We start from the raw sequence: 20748 nt of genomic DNA on the forward strand, positions 1-20748 counted from the left end.
TCATCGTCGGTCGCACCACGGTACCCGCGTGACCAGGGCACGTCGACTCCCCGGCGAGGCCGCTACCCCCGTCCGGGGGTAGCGCACGGCGTTCAACCCAATTCGGCCAGCACCCGCTCCACCACGCGGCCCGCGGCCAGCCCGTACCGGTCGTGCAGCGTCGGGAGGGCGCCTGCGGCCAGGAACTCGTCCGGGAGCGCGACCGGCACGATCCGGCCGGACACCCCGGCCCGCACCGCCGCCGAGGCGACCGTTTCGAACAGGCCGCCGACCACCGTGTGGTTCTCCAGCGTCACTGCCAGCCGGTCGCCGGCGATCTCGCGCAGCACGGTCGCCTCGTCGAACGGCTTGATCGTCGGCGCGTGCACGACCGCGACGTCGACCCGGTGCGCGGCCAGCTTCTCCGCCGCCTGCAGGGCCCGCATCGTCATCAGTCCACTGGAGACGAACACGACGTCGTTGCCGCCGCGCAGCACCTTGGCCTTGCCCAGTTCGAACCGGTAGTCGTACTCGTCGAGCACCGTCGGCACCTTGCCGCGCAGCAACCGCAGGTAGGTCGGGCCCTCGCACGCCGCCAGCTGCGGCACGGCCTGCTCGATGTCGACCGAGTCGCACGGGTCCACGATCGTCAGGTTCGGCATGCCGCGGAAGATCGCGATGTCCTCGGTGGCCTGGTGGCTCGGCCCGTAGCCGGTGGTCAGTCCGGGCAGCCCGCCGACGACGTTGACGTTGAGGTTGGGTTCGGCGATGTCCAGGCACAGGAAGTCGTACGCCCGCCGCGCGGCGAACACCGAGTAGGTGGACGCGAACGGCACCAGCCCGACCTCGGCCATGCCGGCGGCGGCGCCGAGCAGCAACTGCTCGGCCATGCCGACCTGGAAGAACCGGTCCGGGTGTGCCTGGGCGAAGATGTGCATGTCGGTGTACTTGCCCAGGTCGGCGGTCAGCCCGACGACCCGGGTGTCCTGCTCGGCGAGCGCGGCCAGGGCGTGCCCGAACGGCGCGCTGGCGGTCTTCTGGCCGGGGTCGGCGAACGAGGCGATCATCGCCGACGTGGTCAGCCGCTTGGTGGTGGTCACGCGTGCGCCCCTTCGTCCAGCTGCCGGCGGCAGATGTCCCACTCGTGCTCGTCGATGCGCATGAAGTGCGCCTTCTCCCGGGTCTCCAGCAGCGGCACGCCCCGGCCGATCCGGGTGTCGCACAGCAGAACCGACGGCGGACCGTCCGGCCGGGCCCGCTCGGCGATCTCGTCGAACGCGGCGAGCAGTGCGGGGATGTCGTTGCCGTCCACGCGGCGGGTGAACCAGCCCGCCGCCTCCCATTTGTCCACGACCGGCTCGGTGCGCAGCACCCCGGCGGTGGGACCGTCGGCCTGCAGCGCGTTGATGTCGACCATCGCGGTGAGCAGGCCGAGCCGGTGGTGCGCGGCGCCCATCGCGGCCTCCCACGTCGAGCCCTCGTCCAGCTCGCCGTCGGAGAGGAAGTTGAAGACGCGCGCCGAGGAGCCCTGCAGCCGCAGCCCGAGCGCCATGCCGACGGCGACGGTGAGCCCGTGACCGAGCGAGCCGCCGGAGATCTCCATGCCCGGGGTGTAGGTCGCCATGCCGGACATCGGCAGGCGCGAGTCGTCGGAGCCGTAGGTCTCCAGCTCCTCGACCGGCACGACTCCGGCCTCGGCCAGCGCCGCGTACAGCCCGATCGCGTAGTGCCCGGTGGAGAGCAGGAACCGGTCCCGCTCCGGCCACTCCGGGTCCTCCGGCCGCAGCCGCAGCTGGTCGGTGTAGACGGTGGCGAGCAGGTCGGCGGCGCCGAGCGCCTGCCCGACGTAGCCCTGGCCCTGGGCCTCGCCCATGTTCAGGATGTGGTGCCGCATGCGGTGGGCCGCCGCGGCGACGCGGCCGGCACGGGTGGCCGACGGCGCGATCGATGCAGTCATGGAGTGCGTCGCTTCCGTGATGCGGGCGGGAAACCGCCCGAGAAGAGAAAGTCAGTTCTCGCCGGTGATCTCGATGCGCGGGCGGGTGCGCACGGTGCCGAACAGCAGGGCCTGCGCGGTGGCGACCATGTGCTCGGAGATCACGCTCTGGGTCTTGACCGGGTCGCCGGACTCGATCGCGGTGACGATCTCCAGGTGGCGGCCCGGGCTCATGTTGGACAGGGCGCGTTCCAGGCCGCGGTACATGATGCACATGCGGATCGGCCCTTCGAGCAGCTTCCACGAGCGCACCAGCGCGTCGTTGCCGGTCAGCTCGACCAGCAGTTCGTGGAAGGCGAGGTCGGCCTCGATCTGGGCCTCCAGCGACACCCGGGTGGCCCGCGCCATCCGGTCGACCGCGGCCCGCAGGCGGCGGCAGTGCTCCTCGCGGTAGTAGCTCGACGCGAGCGTCTCGCCGGCCAGCGCCTCCAGCGCCGCCCGGACGGTGAAGGTGTTGATGATGTCCTTCTCGCTGATCGAGCGGACCGTGACGCGGCCGCGCTCGCCGTATTCGACCAGCCCTTCCTGCTGGAGCTGGCGGAACGCCTCGCGCAGGGTGCCGCGGCTGATGCCGAGCTGCTCGGAGACCTGCACCTCGCCGAGGTGGCTGCCGGGCGGGAACTCGCCGGTCGTGATGGCCTGGCGCAGCGTGTCGACAGCCATCTGCCGCAGGTTGCGGTTCGGCTCCTTCACCACGCGCGCCCTCCCCGGGCTGGTCGTCAACACCGCTCGTACTCGCTGATCAACGATACCTTCGCCGCGCTGGCGGACCGCTCGTCGAAGGTGTATCCCAGCCACTCTGCCACGAGGCGCCGCGCCAGCTCCAGCCCGACCACCCGCTGCCCGAGCGTGAGCACCTGGCAGTTGTTGGACAGGACCGAGCGCTCGACGGAGAACGAGTCGTGCGCGGTGGTGGCCCGCACGCCGGCCACCTTGTTGGCCGACAGCGCCATCCCGATGCCGGTGCCGCACACCAGCACGGCCCGGTCGGCCTTGCCGTCGCGGATCGCCTCGCCCGCGGCGAGCCCGATCTCCGGGTAGGGCCGGTGGACGTCCTCGGCGCCGCGGTGCACGCCGAGGTCGATCACCTCGGCCACCCGCGGATCGGCCCGCAGGTCCGCGGCGATCTGCTCCTTGTAGTCCAGGCCGGCGTCGTCGCAGCCGACCACGATGCGGTAGTTCATCGCTTCCCTCCTTCGAGGTACTCCGAAACGGTCCGCGCGATCAGGGCCAGTGAGACCGCTCCGGGGTCCGGGGTGCCGACGCTGCGCTCGGCGAGCGGACGGGCCCGGCCCTTGCGGGGCACCAGATCGGCGGTGGCGCGCGCGGCCTCCTCGGCCGCTGCCGCGGCTTGGGCCCAGGTCCCGGATCCCAGCCGCGCGCGGAACGGCACGAGCGCGTCGACCAGCGTCTTGTCGCCCGGCTCGGCGCCGCCGAGGGACATCACGCGCTCGGCGAACGCGGCCACCGCGGCGCGGGCGTCGATCGCGCCCGTGCCGATGACCTCGCCGGCCGCGCGCAGCCCGGCGCCCCACAGGACTCCGGAGGTGCCGCCGGCGCGGGCGGCCCACTCGTCCCCGGCGGCGGCGAGCACGTCGCCCGCCCCGGCGCCGGCGTGCCAGGCGGCCTCGGCGGCGGTGACGGCGGCGTCGATGCCGCGGACCATGCCGCGACCGTGGTCGCCGTCGCCGGCCACCGCGTCGATGGCGCCCAGCTCGGATTCGGCTTCATGCAGGGCTTTCCGGACCGCGCGCAGCCCGTCGAGCACGGTCGCGGCCAGTTCCCGGGACTCGGCGGTCGCCTCGCTGAAGCGCGGCGCGTCGTCGGTCAGCTCCGCGACGGTCTCCTCGCCCTCGGCGGCGGTGATGGTGCCGCGGCGGAAGGCGGGCGTCCACGCGGGCGCGGTCCACAGCCGCTCCAGCTCGTCGTCCAGCCACGTCACGGTCAGCGACACCCCGGCCATGTCGAGGCTGGTCACCAGCTCGCCGACCTCGGGCCGCACGAGCGTGTGGCCGGAGTCGCGCAGCAGCCGGCTGACGTCGGTCCACAGCACGAACAGCTCCTCGTGCTTGACCGAGCCGAGGCCGTTGAGCAGGACCGCGATCCGCTCGCCCGCCCCGGCCGGTTTCTCGGCGAGGATCCGCCGCACGAAGTCCCCGGCGAGTTCCCGCGCGGTCGGCCGCGGCACGTCGCGCAGGCCGGGTTCGCCGTGGATGCCGAGCCCGAGGCCCATGTGCCCGTCCGGCACGGTGAACAGCGGGGCGTCCGCGCCGGGGAACGTGCATCCGGCGAAGGCGGTGCCGATCGTGCGGGTCGCGTCGTTGGCCTTGCGCCCCAGCCGGACGACCTCGTCGAGGTCCAGGCCCTCCTCGGCGGCCGCGCCCATCACCTTGAAGACGGTGAAGTCCCCGGCGATGCCGCGACGGTCGGCGGGCCGCTCCGCGCTGGCGATGTCGTCGGTGACGACGACGTTCTCCGCCCGGATGCCCTGCGCCCGCAGGCGTTCGGTGGCCAGGCCGAAGTTCATCACGTCCCCGGCGTAGTTGCCGTAGGTGAAGACGACACCCGCGCCGGAGTGCGCCGCCCGCGCCACCGACACCGCGTCCTGCGCCGACGGTGAGGTGAACAGGTTGCCGCTCACCGCGCCGTCGGCCAGGCCGGGACCGATGATGCCGTAGAAGGCCGGGTAGTGGCCGGACCCGCCGCCGGGCAGCACGGCCACCTTGGGCCGGGACGGCCGGTTGCGGCGGACGGCGCCGCCAGGCACGCGCCGCACGGTGTCCGCGTGCAGTTCGCAGAACCCGGCCAGGGCGTCTTCGGCGAAGCTCGCCGGATCGTTGCTCAGGTAGGTCATCGCACTGTCCGTCCTCAGTGGAGGAACGAGCCACCGTTGATGTCGATGGTGGTGCCCTGCAGGTAGCCGGCGTCCTCGCTGGTGAGCCACGCGATCACGCCGGCCACGTCGGCGACGGTGGCCTGACGGCCCAGCGGGATGCCCTTGACGATGGCGGCCTCCAGCTCGTCGGTGGTGCCGACGCGGATGTCGGTGTCCACCGCGCCCGGGGCGACCGCGTTGACGGTGACCCCGGCGTCGCCCAGCTCGCGGGCCAGCGCCTTGGTGAAGCCGAGGATCGCGGCCTTGGCCGAGCTGTACGGGGTGCGGCCGAACACGCCGCCGCCCTGCTGGGCCGACACCGACGACATGTTCACGATCCGGCCCCAGCCGGCCTCGATCAGGTCCGGCAGGAACGCCTTGGTGACCAGGTAGGTGCCGGTCGCGTTGACCGCCATCACCTTGTTCCACAGCTCGAGCGTGGTCTCCAGGAACGGCACCGGCGAGGTGATGCCGGCGATGTTGACCACCGCGCCGACGCCCGGCAGGCGTCCGGCGTCGACCTCGGCGCGCACGGCCCGGTAGGCGGCGAGCACGGACGGCTCGTCGGCCACGTCGACGCCGTGGGCGAACACCGGCGCGCCGGTCTGGGCGGCGATCTCGTCGGCGGCCTCCTTGGCGGCGGGCTCGTTCAGGTCGAGCACGGCCACGGCCCAGCCGTCGCGGGCGAGGCGGGCGGCGGTGGCCTTGCCGATCCCGCGGGGCGCGCCGGCCCCGGTGATCACGGCGGTGCGCTGCGTGTCAGGCATTTCGGTGTTCTCCTTGCATGGGTTCACAGGCCGGCGATGAAGGTCGCGGCCTTGACCGCGGCGGCCGGCCGTTCGTCGTCGGTGACGTCCCGGGTCTCCAGTTCCAGCGAGCTGGCACCCCGGTAGCCCGAGGCACGCAACGCGGCGAACGTGGCCGCGAAGTCGACCACCCCGTTGCCGATGCTGTGGTTGATGTGGCCCGGGGTGGCGTCGCGCAGGTGCACGTGGGCGATGCGCCCGGCGAACCGTTCGGCGTAGGCGGCGGGGTCGCCGCCGGAGGCCACGACGTGGCTGGTGTCGAGCACCAGGCCCACGGCCGGGTCGAGCCGCTCGGCCAGCCGCCCGGCCAGGTCGGTGTTCCAGCACAAGCGGTAGTAGTGCGGGGCCTCGACCCAGATGGCGACGCCGTGTCCGGCCGCGGCTTCGGCGGCCCGGTGCAGCTGGGCCGCGACCAGGCCGAGGTCCTCGTCCAGGGTCGCGACCGACTCGTGGGACTGGGCGCCGCAGGGCAGGACCAGTGCGTCCGCCCCGCAGGCCGCGGTGAGGTCGAGCAGGCGGCGCAGGTGGGCCGCCCGCCCGGCCTCGTCGTGCGGCCGGTTCAGGTCACCGATGTCGCCGTTGACCGACCGGACCCGCAGACCGGAAGCCGCCACCTCGGCGGCGACGGCGCGCACCGCGTCGTCGGTCAGGTCGTAGGGCACGTGGTCGCACACCCCCGGCAGCGCGCCGAGGTCGATCTCGCCGAACCCGCACTCCGCGATGACCGCCAGCGCCGACGGCAGTGGCAGGTGCCGGAAGCTGATCGTCGAGCAGCCCGGCCATCCGGTTCGTTCCATGGACGGCAATGTTAACAGAGAAGTGTCAACAGACAAGGTTTACGCACATTTTGCCGGTGACAAGCAGGTAGAACGCGATACGTGTTGTTGACAGAGCCGCGTCGAGCACGCACGATGTCCTGCATTGTTAACAGGAGGGCACCGCGACGTAGGGTCGTGGTGGCCCCTGACAGGAAGGCAATCGACAATGCGCAGCGAAGCGCTCACCATGCGCGGCCCGGTGCACGGCACGCCCGATGCGCGCCGCGTCGCCTGGGGCTCCACCGCCGGGGCCGTGATCGAGAGCTACGACTTCATCGGCTTCGGCACCGCCGCGGCCCTCTACTTCGGACACGCGTTCTTCCCCAACGCCTCACCCGTGATCGGCACGCTGTCGGCGTTCGCCACGCTCGGGGTCGGGTTCGTGGCGCGGCCGATCGGCGGGATCATCGGCGGTCACCTCGGCGACAAGATCGGCCGTAAGCCCGTGCTGGTGGCGTCCCTGATCGTGATGGGACTGGCCACGTTCGCGATCGGCCTGCTGCCGACGTACGAGACCGCCGGCGTGCTGGCCCCGGCGCTGCTGGTGACGGTGCGGATCATCCAGGGTGTCGCCTACGGCGCCGAGTGGGGCGGCGCGATCCTGATGACCTACGAGCACGCGCCGTGGCGCCGCAAGGGCGCGTTCACCGGCATCGTGCAGGCCGGGTTCCCGATCGGGCTGCTGCTGGCGAACCTGGTGTTCCTGGTGTCGGTGAACCTCTCCGGCGACTGGGCGTGGCGGGTGCCGTTCCTGGCCAGCCTGATCCTGGTGATCGTCGGGCTGATCGTGCGGGCCAAGGTGCCCGAGTCGCCGGTGTTCGAGGACGTGCGCGACAGCGGCGACATCGTGAAGGCGCCGATCGTGCAGGTGCTGCGCGAGGACTGGCGCAACGTGCTGCGCGGCATCGGGCTGCGGATCGCCGAGACCGCGGGTTACGCGGTGGCCATCACCTACATGATCTCGTACCTGAAGTCGGAGGAGCTGGCGTCCAGCGGCGAGACGATCATGGCGTTGTGCATCGCCTCGGCGGTGGGCATCGGGGCGACGATCGCGTGGGGCGGGCTGACCGACCGCATCGGACGGCGCCCGGTCTACGTGTGGGTGACGCTGTTCGGCGCGCTGTGGGCGATCCCGATGTTCCTGCTGGTGAACACGGCGTCGATCATCGCGATCGTGGTCACGGTGATCGTGTCGTACGCGGTGTGCCAGAACGCGCTCGCCGGTGCGCAGGGTGCGTGGTTCCCGGAGCTGTTCCAGGCGCAGACGCGCTCCTCGGGGGCCTCGCTGGCGTACCAGATCTCCGCGATGATCTCCGGGATCACGCCGTTCGTGACGACGTTGCTGTTCCTGTGGCTGGGCTGGCTCGGGCCGGCGCTGCTGTTCCTCGCCTACTCCGCGCTGGGCCTGGTGTCGGCGCTGCTGACGCGCGAGACGTGGGGCCGCGCCGAGCGGGAAGCGGCGGACCGAGCGACGGCGGAGACGCCGGTGTCGGTGGGCTGATCGGGTGCTGGGGTCCGCCAGGACGGGGACGGACCCCAGCACACCGAGGAGAAGGAGCCGGTGCGGGTGATCGTCACCGAGCTGCCCGGCAGCCACTGGGCCGCGGAAACGTGACACTGGACGAGAAGGACGCTTGACTGCCGCCGCCGATGATCGATAATCACGGGCGGCGGTGAGGGGGTGGGCCGGTGGTTCCGGTCGGTGCGGTCCGGTGGTCCGGCGCGGGCTGCCTGGTGGGGCCGTTGCTCCTGCTGGGCCTGATCGTGGGCGCGGTGGTCCAGAACCTCTTCGACGGGCACTCGCTCGTCACCGACATCGGGTGGGTCGCGGGCTTCGTGCTCAGCGCGGTGCTCATCCGCGTCATCGGCCGCAGAGTGAACCGCCACGGCAACGTCCACACCCTGTACGACTCGCCGATGCAGAGCTACGTGTGGCTGGCCGTGGCGTGCGCCGTGCTCACGCTCGGGATCATCCTGCTGTTCCGCCTGCTGCCGGACTAGTCACAGCCCCGCGAACAACCGCTCCGCGGCCGCTCGCCACTCGGCCACCAGGTCCGTGCCCGCCGGGTCGCGCAGCCACTGGATCTGCAGCCCGTCCATCACCGCCACCACCTGGCGTGCCAGCGACTCCGGATCCGCCACGCGACCGGCCACCATCGCCGTGAACTCGGCCAGCACCCGCTCCTGCCGGGCGGCGAAGTACGCCGCCGCGGGGTGGCCGGGGGCCAGCGACTCGGCTTGCAGCACCGAGAACAGCCGCACGATCTCCGGCTGCGTGGCGTTGCGCCGCACCAGCGCCTCGCACGCCTCGGCCAGCGAGATCCCCCGCGGCCAGCCCTCGGCCCCCTCGGACAGGCCCAGCTGCCCGGCCAGCGACCGGAAGTCCTCGGCGTCCCGGTGGTCGAGCACGGCCAGCAGCAGCCCGTCCTTCGACCCGACGTGGTGCAGCAGCCCGGGCACGGTCAGCCCGCACGCGTCGGCCACGTCCTGCATCGACAGCGCCCAGAACCCGCCTTCGCCGATCAGCCGCGTCGCCACGTCCAGAATCTGCCGGCGCCGCTGCGCCGCGGGCAGGCGCGTCCGCTCCCGCCGTGTGTTGACTGCCGCCACGTCGACATCCTAGGTTACCGAGTACCTACTAGGTATTAGGTAAGGACGCCACGTGGAGCCTGATCTCACCGTCGCCGACCAGGCGGCCCTCACCAGCGGCAACGACTTCTGGCACACCACGCCCGCCGCCGGCCTCCCCTCGATCACCGTCACCGACGGCCCGCACGGCGTGCGCCTGCAGGCGAACGAGCACGACGTGGTCACCGGGCGCCCGGCCACCTGCTTCCCGCCCGCCGTCGCGACGGCCTCCACCTGGGACCCGGACCTGCTGCGCCGCATGGGCGAGGCGCTGGGCGACGAGTGCCGCGCGATGGACGTCGCCGTGCTGCTCGGCCCGGGCATCAACCTCAAGCGCACCCCGCTGGGCGGCCGCAACTTCGAGTACTTCGCCGAGGACCCGTTCCTCACCGGCGTGCTCGCCACCGAGTGGGTGCGCGGCCTGCAGAGCCGCGGCGTGGGCGCGTCGCTGAAGCACTTCGCGGTCAACAGCCAGGAGACCGACCGCATGCGGATCAGCGCCGACGTCGACGAGCGCACCCTGCGCGAGATGTACCTGCGCGCGTTCCAGCGGGTGGTCACGCAGGCGCGGCCGTGGACCGTGATGTGCTCGTACAACCGGATCAACGGCGTCTACGCGAGCCAGAACCGCTGGCTGCTGACCGAAGTCCTGCGCGACGAGTGGGGTTTCGGGGGGGTCGTGGTCTCGGACTGGGGCGCTGTCGCGGACCGGGTGGCCGCCGTCGCCGCCGGGCTGGACCTGACCATGCCCGGCCCGGACGAGACCGGTGACCGCGCGCTCGCCGAGGCGGTCGCGGACGGGCGGCTCGACCCGGCGGCCCTCCGGACGGCCGCGGACCGGGTGCGCGCGCTGGTCGAGCGCGCCGCCGAGCGGGAGCCGGCCGGCTACGACGCCGACGCCCACCACGCGCTCGCCCGCGAGATCGCCGGGCGCGCGATCGTGCTGCTCAAGAACGAAGGCGGTGTGCTGCCGCTGCGGGAGGGCCAGTCGCTCGCGGTGCTCGGCGAGTTCGCCCGCACCCCGCGATACCAGGGCGGCGGCAGCTCGCAGATCACGCCGACGCGGCTCGACGACGCGCTCACCGCTCTCGCCGAATCGGCCTCGGTGCGCTTCGCCCCCGGCTACGACGACGTGGACGAAGCGGTGGCCCTCGCCGCGGACTGCGATGTCGCGCTCGTCTTCGTGGGCAGCGAGCACGAAACCGAAGGCGCCGACCGGGACAGCCTGGACCTGCCCGCCGCGCACCGCGAACTCATCGAGCGCGTCGCCGCGGTGAACCCGCGCACGGTCGTGGTGCTGTCCAACGGCGCCGTGGTGCTGACCCGCCCGTGGGAGGCGGCGGTCCCGGCGATCGTGGAGGGCTGGCTGCTCGGGCAGGCCGGGGGCAGCGCGATCGCCGATGTCCTCTTCGGACGCGTCAACCCCGCCGGACGGCTCGCCGAGACCATCCCGGTCAGGCTCGCCGACCATCCGTCCTATCTGGACTTCCCCGGCGAGAACGGGCACGTGCGCTACGGCGAGGGCCTGCACGTCGGCTACCGCGGCTTCGACGCGCGCGAGCTGGAGGTGGCCTACCCGTTCGGGTTCGGGCTGTCCTACACCACCTTCGAGTACGGACAGGCCCGCGCGACCGCGACGGACGCGGGCATCGAGGTGCGGGTGCCGGTGACCAACACCGGCGACCGGGACGGGCGCGAGGTGGTGCAGGTGTACGTGAGCGTGCCGGGCTCCGGCGTGCGCCGCGCGCCGCGGGAGCTGAAGGCGTTCGCCAACGTCCCGATCGCGGCGGGCGAGACGACGGAAGTGGTGCTGCACATCGCCCGGGAGGACCTGGCCTACTGGGACACGCGGCTGCACCGGTGGGTCGTCGAGGGCGGCGAGTACCACTGCGCGGTGGGGTCGTCCTCGCGCCACCTGCACACCACCGCGACGGCCGAGGTCACCGGCGACGACGTGCGGCTGCCGCTGACCGGGGAGTCCACAGTGGCCGAATGGTTCGCCGACCCGCGCGGCGCGGAACTGCTCGGACGGGCCTTCGCGTCGGCCGACAGCGGCCCCATCGCCCGCCTGATCGCCGACCCCGGGACGATCTCGCTGGTGGGCAGCCTGCCGCTGAGCCGGATGTCCGCCTTCCCGGGCAGCCCGCTGACCGCGGACGCGCTGGCGAAGCTGATCGCCGAGGCCAACGGCTGACCAGCCGTTTCACCCGGGTTTCATCGGCCGCCCCTAGCGTCCCGTGGCACTGACCACTGGGGAGGAGCGACCATGACCACCAGACACCTCGCGGCCCTGCTCGGGCTCGTCGCCGTCACCACGCTGGGGGCGGCGAGCCCGGCCGCGGCGGAAACCAGCCACGCGGCCACGCAGGCGGCGCTGAACAGCTACCTCGCGCACGCCGGCCCGGGCGCGTCGGTGTTCGCCGGCGACGCCACCGGTTCGTGGACGGTGCGCAGCGGCACCGCCACCCCGGGCAAGAACGTGGCGATCCAGCCGACCGACCACTTCCGCGTCGCCAGCCAGACCAAGACGTTCACCGCCGCCACCGTCCTGCAGCTGGTGGACGAAGGCGCGGTCGAGCTGGACGCGCCGATCGAGCGCTACCTGCCCGGCGTGGTCACCGGCAACGGCTACGACGGCACCCTGATCACCGTGCGGCAGCTGCTCAACCACACCAGCGGCATCCCGGAGAACCAGACCGCGCCCAGTCCGGACGCCGGCCCGGACGGCGTCTACTCGCTGCTCGAACTGGTCCGGGACGGCCTGTCCCGCCCGCCGGTGTTCGCGCCCGGCGGCGGGTTCCAGTACTCGAACACGAACTACCAGATCCTCGGCCTGCTCATCGAGGCCGTCACCGGGCAGCCCGCCGAGGACGCCATCACCGCCCGGATCATCACCCCGCTCGGGCTCACCGGGACGTACTTCCCGGCCGCGGGCGACCACAACGTCGCGGCGCCCGCCCTGCACGGCTACGAGGGCGGCCGCCTCGGCCCGGCCTACTTCTGGCTCGACCGGACCACCTGGCTCGACCCCTCCCTGCTGCGCACCGCGGGCTCGCTCGTGTCGGCGCAGGCCGACCTGACCCGCTTCCACCAGGCCCTGGCCGCGGGCGAGGTCGTCTCCCCCGCGTCGCTCGCCGAGATGCGCGAAACCACCGCGATCCCGGGCGGCTCGCACTCGACCACCGGTGACGGCGGCGGCATGGGCCTCTTCCGGCTCGACCTGCCCTGCGGCGGTCAGGCCTGGGGCCACGCCGGGGACACCAAGGGCTGGAGCTCGCTGACGATGGTCACCGACGACGGCCGGCACGCCTCGCTGGTCACCAACGCGCTCGTGAACAACACCGAGGCGCCCACCCGGTACACCGTGGTGGAAACCGCTCTCTGCGAAGGCCGGTGAACACGGACGGCCCGGCGCCCCCGTCGAGCGCCGGGCCGTCCGCCGTCTCAGTCGAAGACCACCAGGCCGCGGATGTTGCGGCCGGCGTGCATGTCCTCGTACGCCTGCGCCACCTCGTCGAGGCGGTACTCCTTCGTGATCAGCTCCTCCAGCTTGAGCTGGCCCGCCTGGTACATGCGCAGCAGGTTCGGGATGTCGCGGCGCGGGTTGGACTCGCCGAACAGCGAGCCCTGCAACCGCTTCTGCATGAGCGTCAGGTCGCCCAACGCGATCGGCGCCCCGGCCTCGGTGATGTTGCCCAGCCCGGTCAGCACGACCGTACCGGCCTTGCGGATCGACGCCAGCGCCTGGCCGACGTGATCACCCTGCACGACACCGATCGTGACGATCGTGGCGTCCGCGCCCTGCCCGTTGGTCAGCGACCGCGCGAAGTCGGCCGCCTCCTCGATCGTGGCGAACGCGTGCGTCGCGCCGAACACCTTCGCCTTGTCGCGCTTGAACTGCACCGGGTCCACGGCGATGATCGTCTTCGCGCCGGCGTGCGCCGCGCCCTGCAGGGCGTTCGCGCCGATCCCGCCGATGCCCATGACGATCACGACCGCGCCGGGCTTGATGTTCGCCGAGTTCACCGCCGAACCCCACCCGGTCGGCACACCGCAGCCGACCAGCGCGGCGGCCTTGAGCGGGATGTCCTTGCCGATCTTGACGACGGAGTCGACCGAGGCGGTGGTGTACTCGGCGAAGGTCGAGATGCCGCACTGCTGCCCGACCGGGTTGCCGTTCTCGGTCATCCGGAAGCTCGTCGGGTCGTCCGCGCGCGCCCCGGTGAGCAGCGAGGCGCCCAGGTCGCACAGGTTGGACAACCCCTGCGCGCAGAACTCGCACTTGCCGCAGGCGGGCAGGAACGAGAACACGACGTGGTCGCCGACCTCGTAGCCGGGCGTGTTCGGGCCGACCGCGGTGACGACACCGGCGCCCTCGTGCCCGCCGACGTAGGGGTAGACGGCGACCGGCACGTCACCGGTGGCGACGTGGTCGTCGGAGTGGCACAGGCCGGACGCGGCCAGCTTGACGGTGACCTCGCCCTGGCGCGGATCGTCCAGTTCGACGGTCGCGGTCTCGTAGGTGCCTGGGGCCTGGCGGACCAGGGACACCTTGGTGGTGATGGGCATGCTTCGCTCCTCCTCGAGCCGAAGTGTCCTTACAGGACGACCGTGACGACCTTTTCCTCGGTGTTGGCGAGGATCCCGCTCCAGCCCAGCTCGCGACCGACCCCACTGGACTTCATGCCGCCCCACGGCAGGGCAGCGTCGATCGGCGCCCAGCCGTTGACGCCGACGGCACCGGCGCGGACCTGTGCGGCCAGCGTGTGCGCGGCGCTGACGTCGCGGGTCCAGATGGTCGCGGCGAGGCCGTAGGTGGTGGTGTTGGCGATGCGGACGGCCTCTTCCGGGTCGTCGAACGGGATCACCGAGCCGACCGGACCGAAGATCTCCTCGCGCGCGATCGTCATGTCGTTGCGTACGTCGGCGAAGATGGTCGGCTGCACGAAGTAGCCGGGCCGCTCAGGCCGGGCGCCGCCGGCGACGAGCCGGGCGCCCTCGGCGCGACCCTTCTCGATGTAGCCGAGGACGCGGTCCTGCTGCTTCTTGTTGACCAGGGCGCCCATCGTGGTCGCCGGGTCCAGCGGGTCGCCGAGGACCTGCTGGTCGGCGGCGCCGGCGAGCGCGTCGACCACGTCGTGGTAGAGCGAGCGGTGCACGAGCACGCGGGTGCCGGCCGCGCACACCTGCCCCTGGTTGAAGAACAGGCCCATCGCGGTGCCGCCGATGGCCGCCTCGAGGTCGGCGTCGGCGAGGATGATCTGCGGCGACTTGCCACCCAGCTCCAGGGTGATGCGCTTGAACGACTGGGCCGCGGCGACGCCGACGTGCCTGCCGACCTCGGGGCTGCCGGTGAAGCTGATCTTGTCGACGTCCGGGTGGTCGATCAGCGCCTGTCCGGTGACCTCGCCCAGGCCGGGCAGCACGCTGACCACGCCGTCGGGCAGGCCGGCCTCCTTCAGCAGCTTCGCCAGGTGCAGGATCGACAGCGGCGCGTCCTCCGGCGGCTTGACCACGACGGTGTTGCCGGCGGCCAGCGCGGGCGCGAGCTTCCACGCGGTGATCATCAGCGGGGTGTTCCACGGGATGATCGCGGCGATCACGCCGACCGGCTCGCGGCGGGTGTAGGAGTGGGTGGGGCGGCCCAGGTAGCCGTCGGTGGGGATGACCTGGCCGGTGATCTTGTCGGCCCAGCCGGCGAAGTGCCTGAACGTGCGGGCGGCGTTGGGCATGTCGAGCACGGCCGGCTGGCCGATGGGCTTGCCGATGTCCAGGGCCTCGAGGCGGGCGAGCAGCTCGGCGTCGCGGTCGATCAGGTCGGCCACGCGGTTGAGGATCAGGCCGCGCTGCGAGCCGGTCAGGGCGGCCCACTCCCCTGACAGCTGCGCGCGGGCGGCTTCGACCGCGGCGTCGACGTCCTGCGGCGACGCGGCGGCGACGTCGACCAGCTTCTCCTCGGTCGCCGGGTTGAGGTCGGCGAACGTGCCCCCGGTGCCGTCGCGCCACTGGCCGGCTAGGAAGAGCTGGCTGGGGAAGGTCTCGGTGGTGGTCACGGGCGGTGCTCCTCGGCGATCGGCGTCGATCACGACCCGGACGGGCCGTCTGCCCCGAGGATGCGGCACCTCACGGCGGCCGGTCTTGCGTCTGCGCGCACGGCTCTTGTGCCTGTGCGCACCAGATCAGCTCTCGGGGAGCAGGTGCCGCAGGTACCGCTGCGGCGCGGCGAGGAAGTCGCGGGTCAGGCGCACCGGCAGCGCGTCGTCGTAATGGACCTGCGTGATCTCCCCGCTGTCGTCGATCTCCTGGATCGTGGCGCCGGGCAGTGCGAGCAGGATCGGCGAATGCGTGGCCACCACGATCTGGCTGCCCTGCCGGACGAGTTCGGCCAGCCGCGCGAGCACGGCCATGCACCCGCGCACCGACAGCGCCGCCTCCGGCTCGTCCAGCAGGTACAGCCCGTTCGGTCCGAACCGGTGCGTCACCAGGTCCAGAAAGGACTCCCCGTGCGAGCGTTCGTGCGGCGAGACGCCGCCGTAGGCGGGCAGCAGGGGCGGTGATCCCGGGTCGCGGTCGAGGCGCTCGATTTCGGGCGGCCACGTTGTAGTAAGACTCCGCCCGCAGGAAGAACCCGGTGCGCGGCTTGGCCGGGCCCCAGGTCAGGACGAGGTGGTCGCCCAGGGCCGATTCGCTGGAGCGGGTCGCGAAGTCGAAGTTCCGGCTGCCGCCCTCGGGGTTGAAACCCGCGGCGACCGCCAGCGCCTCCACCAGGGTCGATTTGCCGCTGCCGTTCTCGCCGACCAGGAAGGTCACCCCGGGCGCCAGCGGCAGGCCGCCGGAGCGGGCGAGGTGCGACACCACGGGCAGGGTGAACGGGTAGCGGCCCAGATCCGCGTCCGGGGCGAGCCGGACCCGCTGGACGAACACCGTTCGCTACCCCGCCACCAGCTGCGCCCGGTGCTCGCGCGGCGTGCGGCCGTAGCGGGCGCGGAAGGTGCGGCTGAACTGCGCCGCGTCGACCAGGCCCCAGGACGCGGCGATCGCCGCCACCGGGCGGGTCGCCAGCGCCGGGTCGGCCAGGTCGTGCCAGCACCGCTCCAGCCGGCGGTCCCGGATCCACCCGGTGATCGTCGCGCCGCGGCGTTCGAACAGCTTCTGCAGCTGGCGCAGCGACACGTGCACCGCGGCGGCCACCTCGGCCGGGCACAGCCCCGGGTCGGACAGGTGCTCGTCGATGTAGCGCTGCGCGGCCGTCACCACCGTGTCCGCGGGCGGTTCGCCCCGCGCGGCGAAACACGCGGCCAGCATGTCCACCGCGGCGTCGGACAGGAACGCCGCCTCCGGCCCGGGCTGGGCCACCCGCGGGTCCAGCCCGCGCAACAACGCCGAGGTCAGCGCGCCACTGCCACCGGAGCCGGGGATCGTCACCGCCGTCAGATCGTCCACCCGCGGCGCTCGCGGCTTCAGCCGGCGCCGCGGCACGACCAGCACCAGCATCTCGAAGTCGTCGTCGAAGACCAGGTCGTAGGGCCGGTTCGTGTCGTACACGGTCAGGTCGCCGGGCGCCAGCCGCGCGGTCCGGCCGTCCTGCTGGACGACACCGTGCCCGCGCAGCTGCAACCCCACCTTGTAGAGGTCGCCGGACCCGCGCCGGATCAGGCTCCGGGTCCGGCGCGTGACCTGGCGCGTCGAGCTGACGACGGAAACCTGCAGGTCGGCCATCGGGCGGGCGGCCACCCGGCCGTGGAACCGGTTCCCGATCGAGACGACGTCCAGCGGCACGAACGCGCGCGCCAGCACGTCGCGCCAGGACTCCAGGCTCGTCGTGGTGCCGGCGTCCAGCGTCATCGGGAACGCGCCCACCTCGGCCTCCTCGCCTCGAATTACCGAACGTCCGGTCGGGTCGGCGTCATGGTACGTGCCGGAGTGCCCGGCGTCACCCTCCCGCCGCGGTGGGCACCGGCGAGGCGTCGCGGCGGCGCAGGTGCTCCGGTTCGGCGATGAACCGCGCGCCCAGCACCGACAGCAGGCACAACAGCCCGCAGACCAGCGCGATCAGCCAGGTCTGGCCGCCGGACGCCGAGGTCAGCGCGGCCGCGACGAACGGGATGCACCCGCCGACGAGCGCGCCCGCGATCTCCCGGGTGAACGTGACGCCGGTGTAGCGGTAGCCGACCGGGAACAGCTCGGACATCATCGTCGCCTGCGAGGCCAGCGTCAGGTCGTTGCACAGGGTGTAGAGCATGACCAGCGCCGCCCAGATCACCACGGGCGTTCCGGTGTCGAGCAGGAAGAAGAACGGGTAGAACAGCAGCGCCGCCGCGGTCGCGCCGGTCATCATCACCGGCCGCCGCCCGAACCGGTCGCACAGCCAGCCCGCGGTGGGCACCGTGACCACCTTGAGCGCGTTGGCGATGACGATGCCGAGCAGGCCGACCCACGCCGCGGTGCCGACCTCCTTGGACAGGTAGCTCAGCGCGTAGACCGAGGGCAGGTAGCTGATCACGTTGGGCGCGACGGAGATCAGCATGCCGGGCAGGATCTTGCGCCCGGAGGTGGCGAACAGCGCCCGCAGCGGCGCCCGGGTGCTGCGGCCCTCCTGCTTGGCGCGCTCGAACTCCGGGCTGTCCGGCACCTTGAGCCGCACGATCACGCCGGCGACGCCGACCAGGCAGCTGAGCAGGAACGGGATCCGCCAGCCCCAGCCGGCGAAGTCCGCATCGGACATCAGCGCCGAGGTCAGGAAGAACACGCCGGTCGCCACCAGCGAGCCGACCGCGTTGCCCAGCGTCGGCGCGCTGGCGTTGATGCCGCGCGCCCTGGTCTCGGCGTGTTCGGCGGACAGCAGCATCGCCCCGGCGTACTCGCCACCGGCACCAAGCCCCTGCACCACCCGCAGCAGCACCAGCGCGACCGGCGCGAAGACCCCGGCGGTGGCGTAGCTGGGCAGCGCTCCGATCAGCGTGGACGCCACGGCCATCACCATCAGGGTCACGAACAGCATGGTGCGGCGCCCGACGCGGTCGCCGAGGATGCCGATGATCACCCCGCCGACCGGGCGGGCGAAGAAGCCGACGGCGAACGTGGCCAGCGACGACAGCGTCGCGACGACCGGATCACCGGAGGGGAAGAACACCTGCGGCAGCACGAGGGCGGCGGCCGTGCCGTAGAGGGAGAAGTCGTACCACTCGAGTGCCGTGCCCACGGTCGAGCCCACCGTGGCCCGGCTGATCCGGAGTCTCATCGCAGACCCTTCGTTGCGTCTTGCGAACGTCTACATTAACGTTCATGGTGGCGACAGGCTACGAGTTCGCTTTCCCTGCGGTCAAGAGACAAGGAACCGCTTTGACTTCCATGAACGTTAATGAGACGGCCCTGTCGAAGTACAACCCGCTGTCCCGGGTGCTGTGCTTCGACCGGTTCGACTCCACCACGCACGGCTGGACCGAGCTGCTCGGCAACTACGACGGCCGCGGCGACCTGGACACCGTGGACGACCACATGCGCGACTTCCGCCCGCCGCAGCTGTCCTCGTGCACGTTCTTCGACGTCGGCACGCACGGGACGCTGAGCGGCAACTACGCGCTCAAGCTCGCGACCCGCCCCTACCCCGGGCACACCGCGACCGGCATCCGCCGCCTGACGATGGCCGGCCGCGGCCGCGTGCGGATCGAGACCCACTTCGCCTTCAAGGCCGAGGCCACCGTCGGGCACGAAGCGCCGGCGTCGGTGCCCTGGGACGGCAACCGGCACCCGTCGGAGTCGCAGTTCGGCGCGTTCACCGTGGCCACCGACATCTGCTCGGACGGCGGCCTGCGCTACCACAACGTCATCCGCTACCAGAACACCAACCTCGACGGCGAGATGACGAACCGCTGGATGTACCCGGTGGTGCCGGAGCCGACGCCGCGCGACCACCAGGAGGGCAAGTTCGCCCTGCCCTACGCCGCCGACTTCACCGCGCCCGACCCCGACGACTGGCGCACCTTCGGCGAGCCGCTGGAGATGTGCGTCAACGAGGTGCCGACGAAGATCAACTGGCACTACCTGCGGTGGGACATCGACACCAGCACCCGGTCCAATGTGGAGCTCCAGCTCAACGACCGGGTGATGGACATGCGGGACGTGCCGGTGCCGCCCTACCCGGACCGCTACGGCACGCTGGACAACCTGCTCAACTTCTACTTCTCGGTCCGCACGCACTGCGGCGTGCGCAACTTCCTGTTCCTGGACTCGGTCCTGATCTCGGTGGAGTGGTGAGGCACGACATGCGCTCGACGATGACGGCTGTGCTGGAACGCAACACCGTGGTACGCGAGGACTTCGCGACCGAGCCCTACGAGCTGCCGTGGGCCGAAGAGGCCCGGTTCTTCGTGCAGGCGCTCGAGGCGGACGGCCCGCTGGTCTTCCGCACCGAGATCTCCCCGGACGGGCTGCACTGGTGCCCGCTGGACGACGCCGAGCACCGCATCGACTCCCCCGGCCTGATCACCTGGCCGGTGAGCGGGTTCGGGCAGTGGCTGCGGGTGCGCTGCACCGTGGGTCCCGGCGCGACCGGGAAGCTGCGCATCTATCTTGTTGGCAAGGGTTGATCCGGAGGTCGGCTGGTGGTGCGCGCTCGGCGGGTCACGTTGCGTGACGTCGCGGACAGGGTCGGTCTGTCCGCGAACACGGTGTCGCGCGCGCTGTCGGGCAAGGACCAGGTCAGCGAGGCCACCCGGGAGATGATCGTGGCCGAGGCCCGGCGGCTGGGGTACGTGCCGAACAGCCACGCCCGGTCGCTGGTCTCGGGCACCACGATGGTACTCGCGCTGGTGATCACCAACCCGTCGAACCCGTTCTACGCCGCGTTGATCTCGGCGGTGGAGCGGCAGTGCCGCGTCGCCGGGTACTCGGTGCTGCTGCTGGTCACCGAGGAGAACGAGGACAACGAGGAACGCGCGGTGCAGCAGCTGCTGCGCTTCGGCGTCGACGGGGTGCTGGCGGTGCCGATCCAGCACCGGCCCGGGGTGTGGGCGGAGCTGTCCGCGGCCGGGCTGCCGGTCGTGCTGCTCAGCCGCGACATCCCGGAGCTGGGCTTCGACTTCGTCGGCATCGACGTCGAGCAGGCGGTGGCGGACGCGGTGTCCCGCGTGGCCGGCCCGGGGCCGGCTTGGTTGTTCGAGGAAGATCTGGAGATCAGCACGGTCGCCGCGCGCATCGCCGGGTTCCGCCGGGCGCTCGGCGGCGATTCGCTGGTGCTGAAGGTGCCCGGGCACCGGACGCGGGACGCGGCGCTGCCGTGGCGCCCGGACGACGCGCACCGGCTCGCGGCCGGGCTGATCAGCCGCGAGCACCACCCGGACCTGGTGGTCACCGGCAACGACTACTTCGCGCTCGGGGTCTACAAGGCGATCCGGGAGTGCGGGCTGACCGTCGGCGAGGACGTGCGGGTGCTCGGCTACGGCGACCACCCGTTCGCCGCCTACCTGGAGCCGGCTCTGACCACGATCCGGCTGCCCGCCGACGACGTCGGCTCGGCCGGGGTGGAGCTGCTGCTGCGGCGGATCGCCGACCCCGACCGCCCCCGGGAAACCGTGCGGCTGAGCGCGGAACTGGTCGAACGCGACTCGGCGCGCGTGGTGCGCTGATCTTGTCCCCGCCGCCCCC

General features: G+C 72.2%; 20 protein-coding genes and 1 pseudogene. 7 read left to right on the plus strand and 14 right to left on the minus strand.

Going from position 1 to position 20748, the window contains the following annotated elements; all coding sequences use genetic code 11:
• Nucleotides 1–92: 92 nt before the first annotated feature.
• From IE290_RS11600 to IE290_RS11630, 7 genes are read right to left on the minus strand one after another with little or no spacing between them, the layout of a single operon-like run.
• Nucleotides 93–1079, minus strand: coding sequence for a transketolase family protein (locus tag IE290_RS11600; protein ID WP_191244543.1), 987 nt, complete (start codon nt 1077–1079; stop codon nt 93–95).
• Nucleotides 1076–1936, minus strand: a complete 861-nt coding sequence (locus IE290_RS11605) for a transketolase (protein WP_191244544.1) — start codon at nt 1934–1936, stop codon at nt 1076–1078. The genes IE290_RS11600 and IE290_RS11605 overlap by 4 nt, the downstream gene beginning before the upstream one ends.
• 51 nt (nt 1937–1987) lie before the next feature.
• Nucleotides 1988–2671 carry a GntR family transcriptional regulator gene (locus tag IE290_RS11610; protein ID WP_191244545.1) on the minus strand — a complete coding sequence of 228 codons (684 nt, stop codon included), beginning with the start codon at nt 2669–2671 and terminating at the stop codon, nt 1988–1990.
• 23 nt (nt 2672–2694) lie between these two features.
• Nucleotides 2695–3159 carry a ribose-5-phosphate isomerase gene (locus IE290_RS11615; RefSeq protein ID WP_191244546.1) on the minus strand — a complete coding sequence of 155 codons (465 nt, stop codon included), beginning with the start codon at nt 3157–3159 and terminating at the stop codon, nt 2695–2697.
• Nucleotides 3156–4829, minus strand: coding sequence for a dihydroxyacetone kinase family protein (locus IE290_RS11620; RefSeq protein WP_191244547.1), 1674 nt, complete (start codon nt 4827–4829; stop codon nt 3156–3158). The genes IE290_RS11615 and IE290_RS11620 overlap by 4 nt, the downstream gene beginning before the upstream one ends.
• Nucleotides 4830–4843: 14 nt before the next feature.
• The gene (locus IE290_RS11625; protein ID WP_191244548.1) at nt 4844–5617 is read right to left on the minus strand and encodes an SDR family NAD(P)-dependent oxidoreductase; all 774 of its coding nucleotides are present in this window, start codon (nt 5615–5617) and stop codon (nt 4844–4846) included.
• A gap of 23 nt (nt 5618–5640) precedes the next feature.
• Nucleotides 5641–6453, minus strand: coding sequence for a sugar phosphate isomerase/epimerase family protein (locus IE290_RS11630; protein ID WP_191244549.1), 813 nt, complete (start codon nt 6451–6453; stop codon nt 5641–5643).
• Between the two features lie 187 nt (nt 6454–6640).
• On the opposite strand from IE290_RS11630, the gene IE290_RS11635 reads away from it, so the two are divergent.
• Together IE290_RS11635 and IE290_RS11640 are read left to right on the plus strand one after the other, a co-directional pair.
• Nucleotides 6641–7975, plus strand: coding sequence for an MFS transporter (locus IE290_RS11635; RefSeq protein WP_191244550.1), 1335 nt, complete (start codon nt 6641–6643; stop codon nt 7973–7975).
• A 188-nt stretch (nt 7976–8163) separates the two neighbouring features.
• Entirely contained in the window at nt 8164–8475 is a 312-nt protein-coding gene (locus tag IE290_RS11640; RefSeq protein ID WP_191244551.1) for a hypothetical protein, read from the plus strand.
• On the opposite strand, the gene IE290_RS11645 is transcribed toward IE290_RS11640, so the two are convergent.
• Nucleotides 8476–9084, minus strand: coding sequence for a TetR/AcrR family transcriptional regulator (locus IE290_RS11645; RefSeq protein WP_191244552.1), 609 nt, complete (start codon nt 9082–9084; stop codon nt 8476–8478).
• A gap of 52 nt (nt 9085–9136) precedes the next feature.
• On the opposite strand from IE290_RS11645, the gene IE290_RS11650 reads away from it, so the two are divergent.
• A complete protein-coding gene (locus tag IE290_RS11650) occupies nt 9137–11296 on the plus strand; it encodes a glycoside hydrolase family 3 C-terminal domain-containing protein (protein WP_191244553.1) in 2160 nt (719 codons plus the stop codon).
• Between the two features lie 72 nt (nt 11297–11368).
• Nucleotides 11369–12499: a serine hydrolase domain-containing protein gene (locus tag IE290_RS11655; RefSeq protein WP_191244554.1), complete on the plus strand. Its 1131-nt coding sequence runs from the start codon at nt 11369–11371 to the stop codon at nt 12497–12499.
• A 47-nt stretch (nt 12500–12546) separates the two neighbouring features.
• Here the strand turns inward: IE290_RS11655 and IE290_RS11660 are convergent, their stop codons facing one another.
• From IE290_RS11660 to IE290_RS11680, 6 genes and pseudogenes are all read right to left on the minus strand, one after another.
• Entirely contained in the window at nt 12547–13671 is a 1125-nt protein-coding gene (locus IE290_RS11660) for an NDMA-dependent alcohol dehydrogenase (protein ID WP_191244555.1), read from the minus strand.
• Between the two features lie 29 nt (nt 13672–13700).
• Complete coding sequence (styD, locus tag IE290_RS11665) at nt 13701–15155, minus strand: phenylacetaldehyde dehydrogenase StyD (protein ID WP_191244556.1); 1455 nt, start codon at nt 15153–15155, stop codon at nt 13701–13703.
• A 126-nt stretch (nt 15156–15281) separates the two neighbouring features.
• The gene (locus IE290_RS37800) at nt 15282–15584 is read right to left on the minus strand and encodes an AAA family ATPase (RefSeq protein WP_229874416.1); all 303 of its coding nucleotides are present in this window, start codon (nt 15582–15584) and stop codon (nt 15282–15284) included.
• A 214-nt stretch (nt 15585–15798) separates the two neighbouring features.
• Nucleotides 15799–16026, minus strand: a pseudogene (locus IE290_RS38400) (AAA family ATPase); the annotation flags it as partial.
• Nucleotides 16027–16032: 6 nt separating this feature from the next.
• Nucleotides 16033–16962 carry an AraC-like ligand-binding domain-containing protein gene (locus IE290_RS11675; RefSeq protein ID WP_191244557.1) on the minus strand — a complete coding sequence of 310 codons (930 nt, stop codon included), beginning with the start codon at nt 16960–16962 and terminating at the stop codon, nt 16033–16035.
• Between the two features lie 73 nt (nt 16963–17035).
• Nucleotides 17036–18343 carry an MFS transporter gene (locus IE290_RS11680; protein ID WP_191244558.1) on the minus strand — a complete coding sequence of 436 codons (1308 nt, stop codon included), beginning with the start codon at nt 18341–18343 and terminating at the stop codon, nt 17036–17038.
• 110 nt (nt 18344–18453) lie between these two features.
• Here IE290_RS11680 and IE290_RS11685 point away from each other — a divergent pair, with 110 nt between their 5' ends.
• The 3 genes from IE290_RS11685 to IE290_RS11695 are packed head-to-tail and all read left to right on the plus strand — an operon-like array spanning nt 18454 to nt 20729.
• Nucleotides 18454–19359, plus strand: a complete 906-nt coding sequence (locus tag IE290_RS11685; RefSeq protein ID WP_191244559.1) for a DUF6772 family protein — start codon at nt 18454–18456, stop codon at nt 19357–19359.
• Nucleotides 19360–19379: 20 nt separating this feature from the next.
• On the plus strand, nt 19380–19691 hold the full coding sequence (locus tag IE290_RS11690; RefSeq protein ID WP_229874417.1) for a hypothetical protein: 312 nt from the start codon (nt 19380–19382) through the stop codon (nt 19689–19691).
• 15 nt (nt 19692–19706) lie between these two features.
• Nucleotides 19707–20729, plus strand: coding sequence for a LacI family DNA-binding transcriptional regulator (locus IE290_RS11695; protein ID WP_191244560.1), 1023 nt, complete (start codon nt 19707–19709; stop codon nt 20727–20729).
• Nucleotides 20730–20748 lie beyond the last annotated feature (19 nt).

The sequence above is a fragment of the Amycolatopsis deserti genome, assembly GCF_014653945.1.
In the GTDB taxonomy this organism is placed as follows: Bacteria; Actinomycetota; Actinomycetes; order Mycobacteriales; family Pseudonocardiaceae; genus Amycolatopsis_E; species Amycolatopsis_E deserti.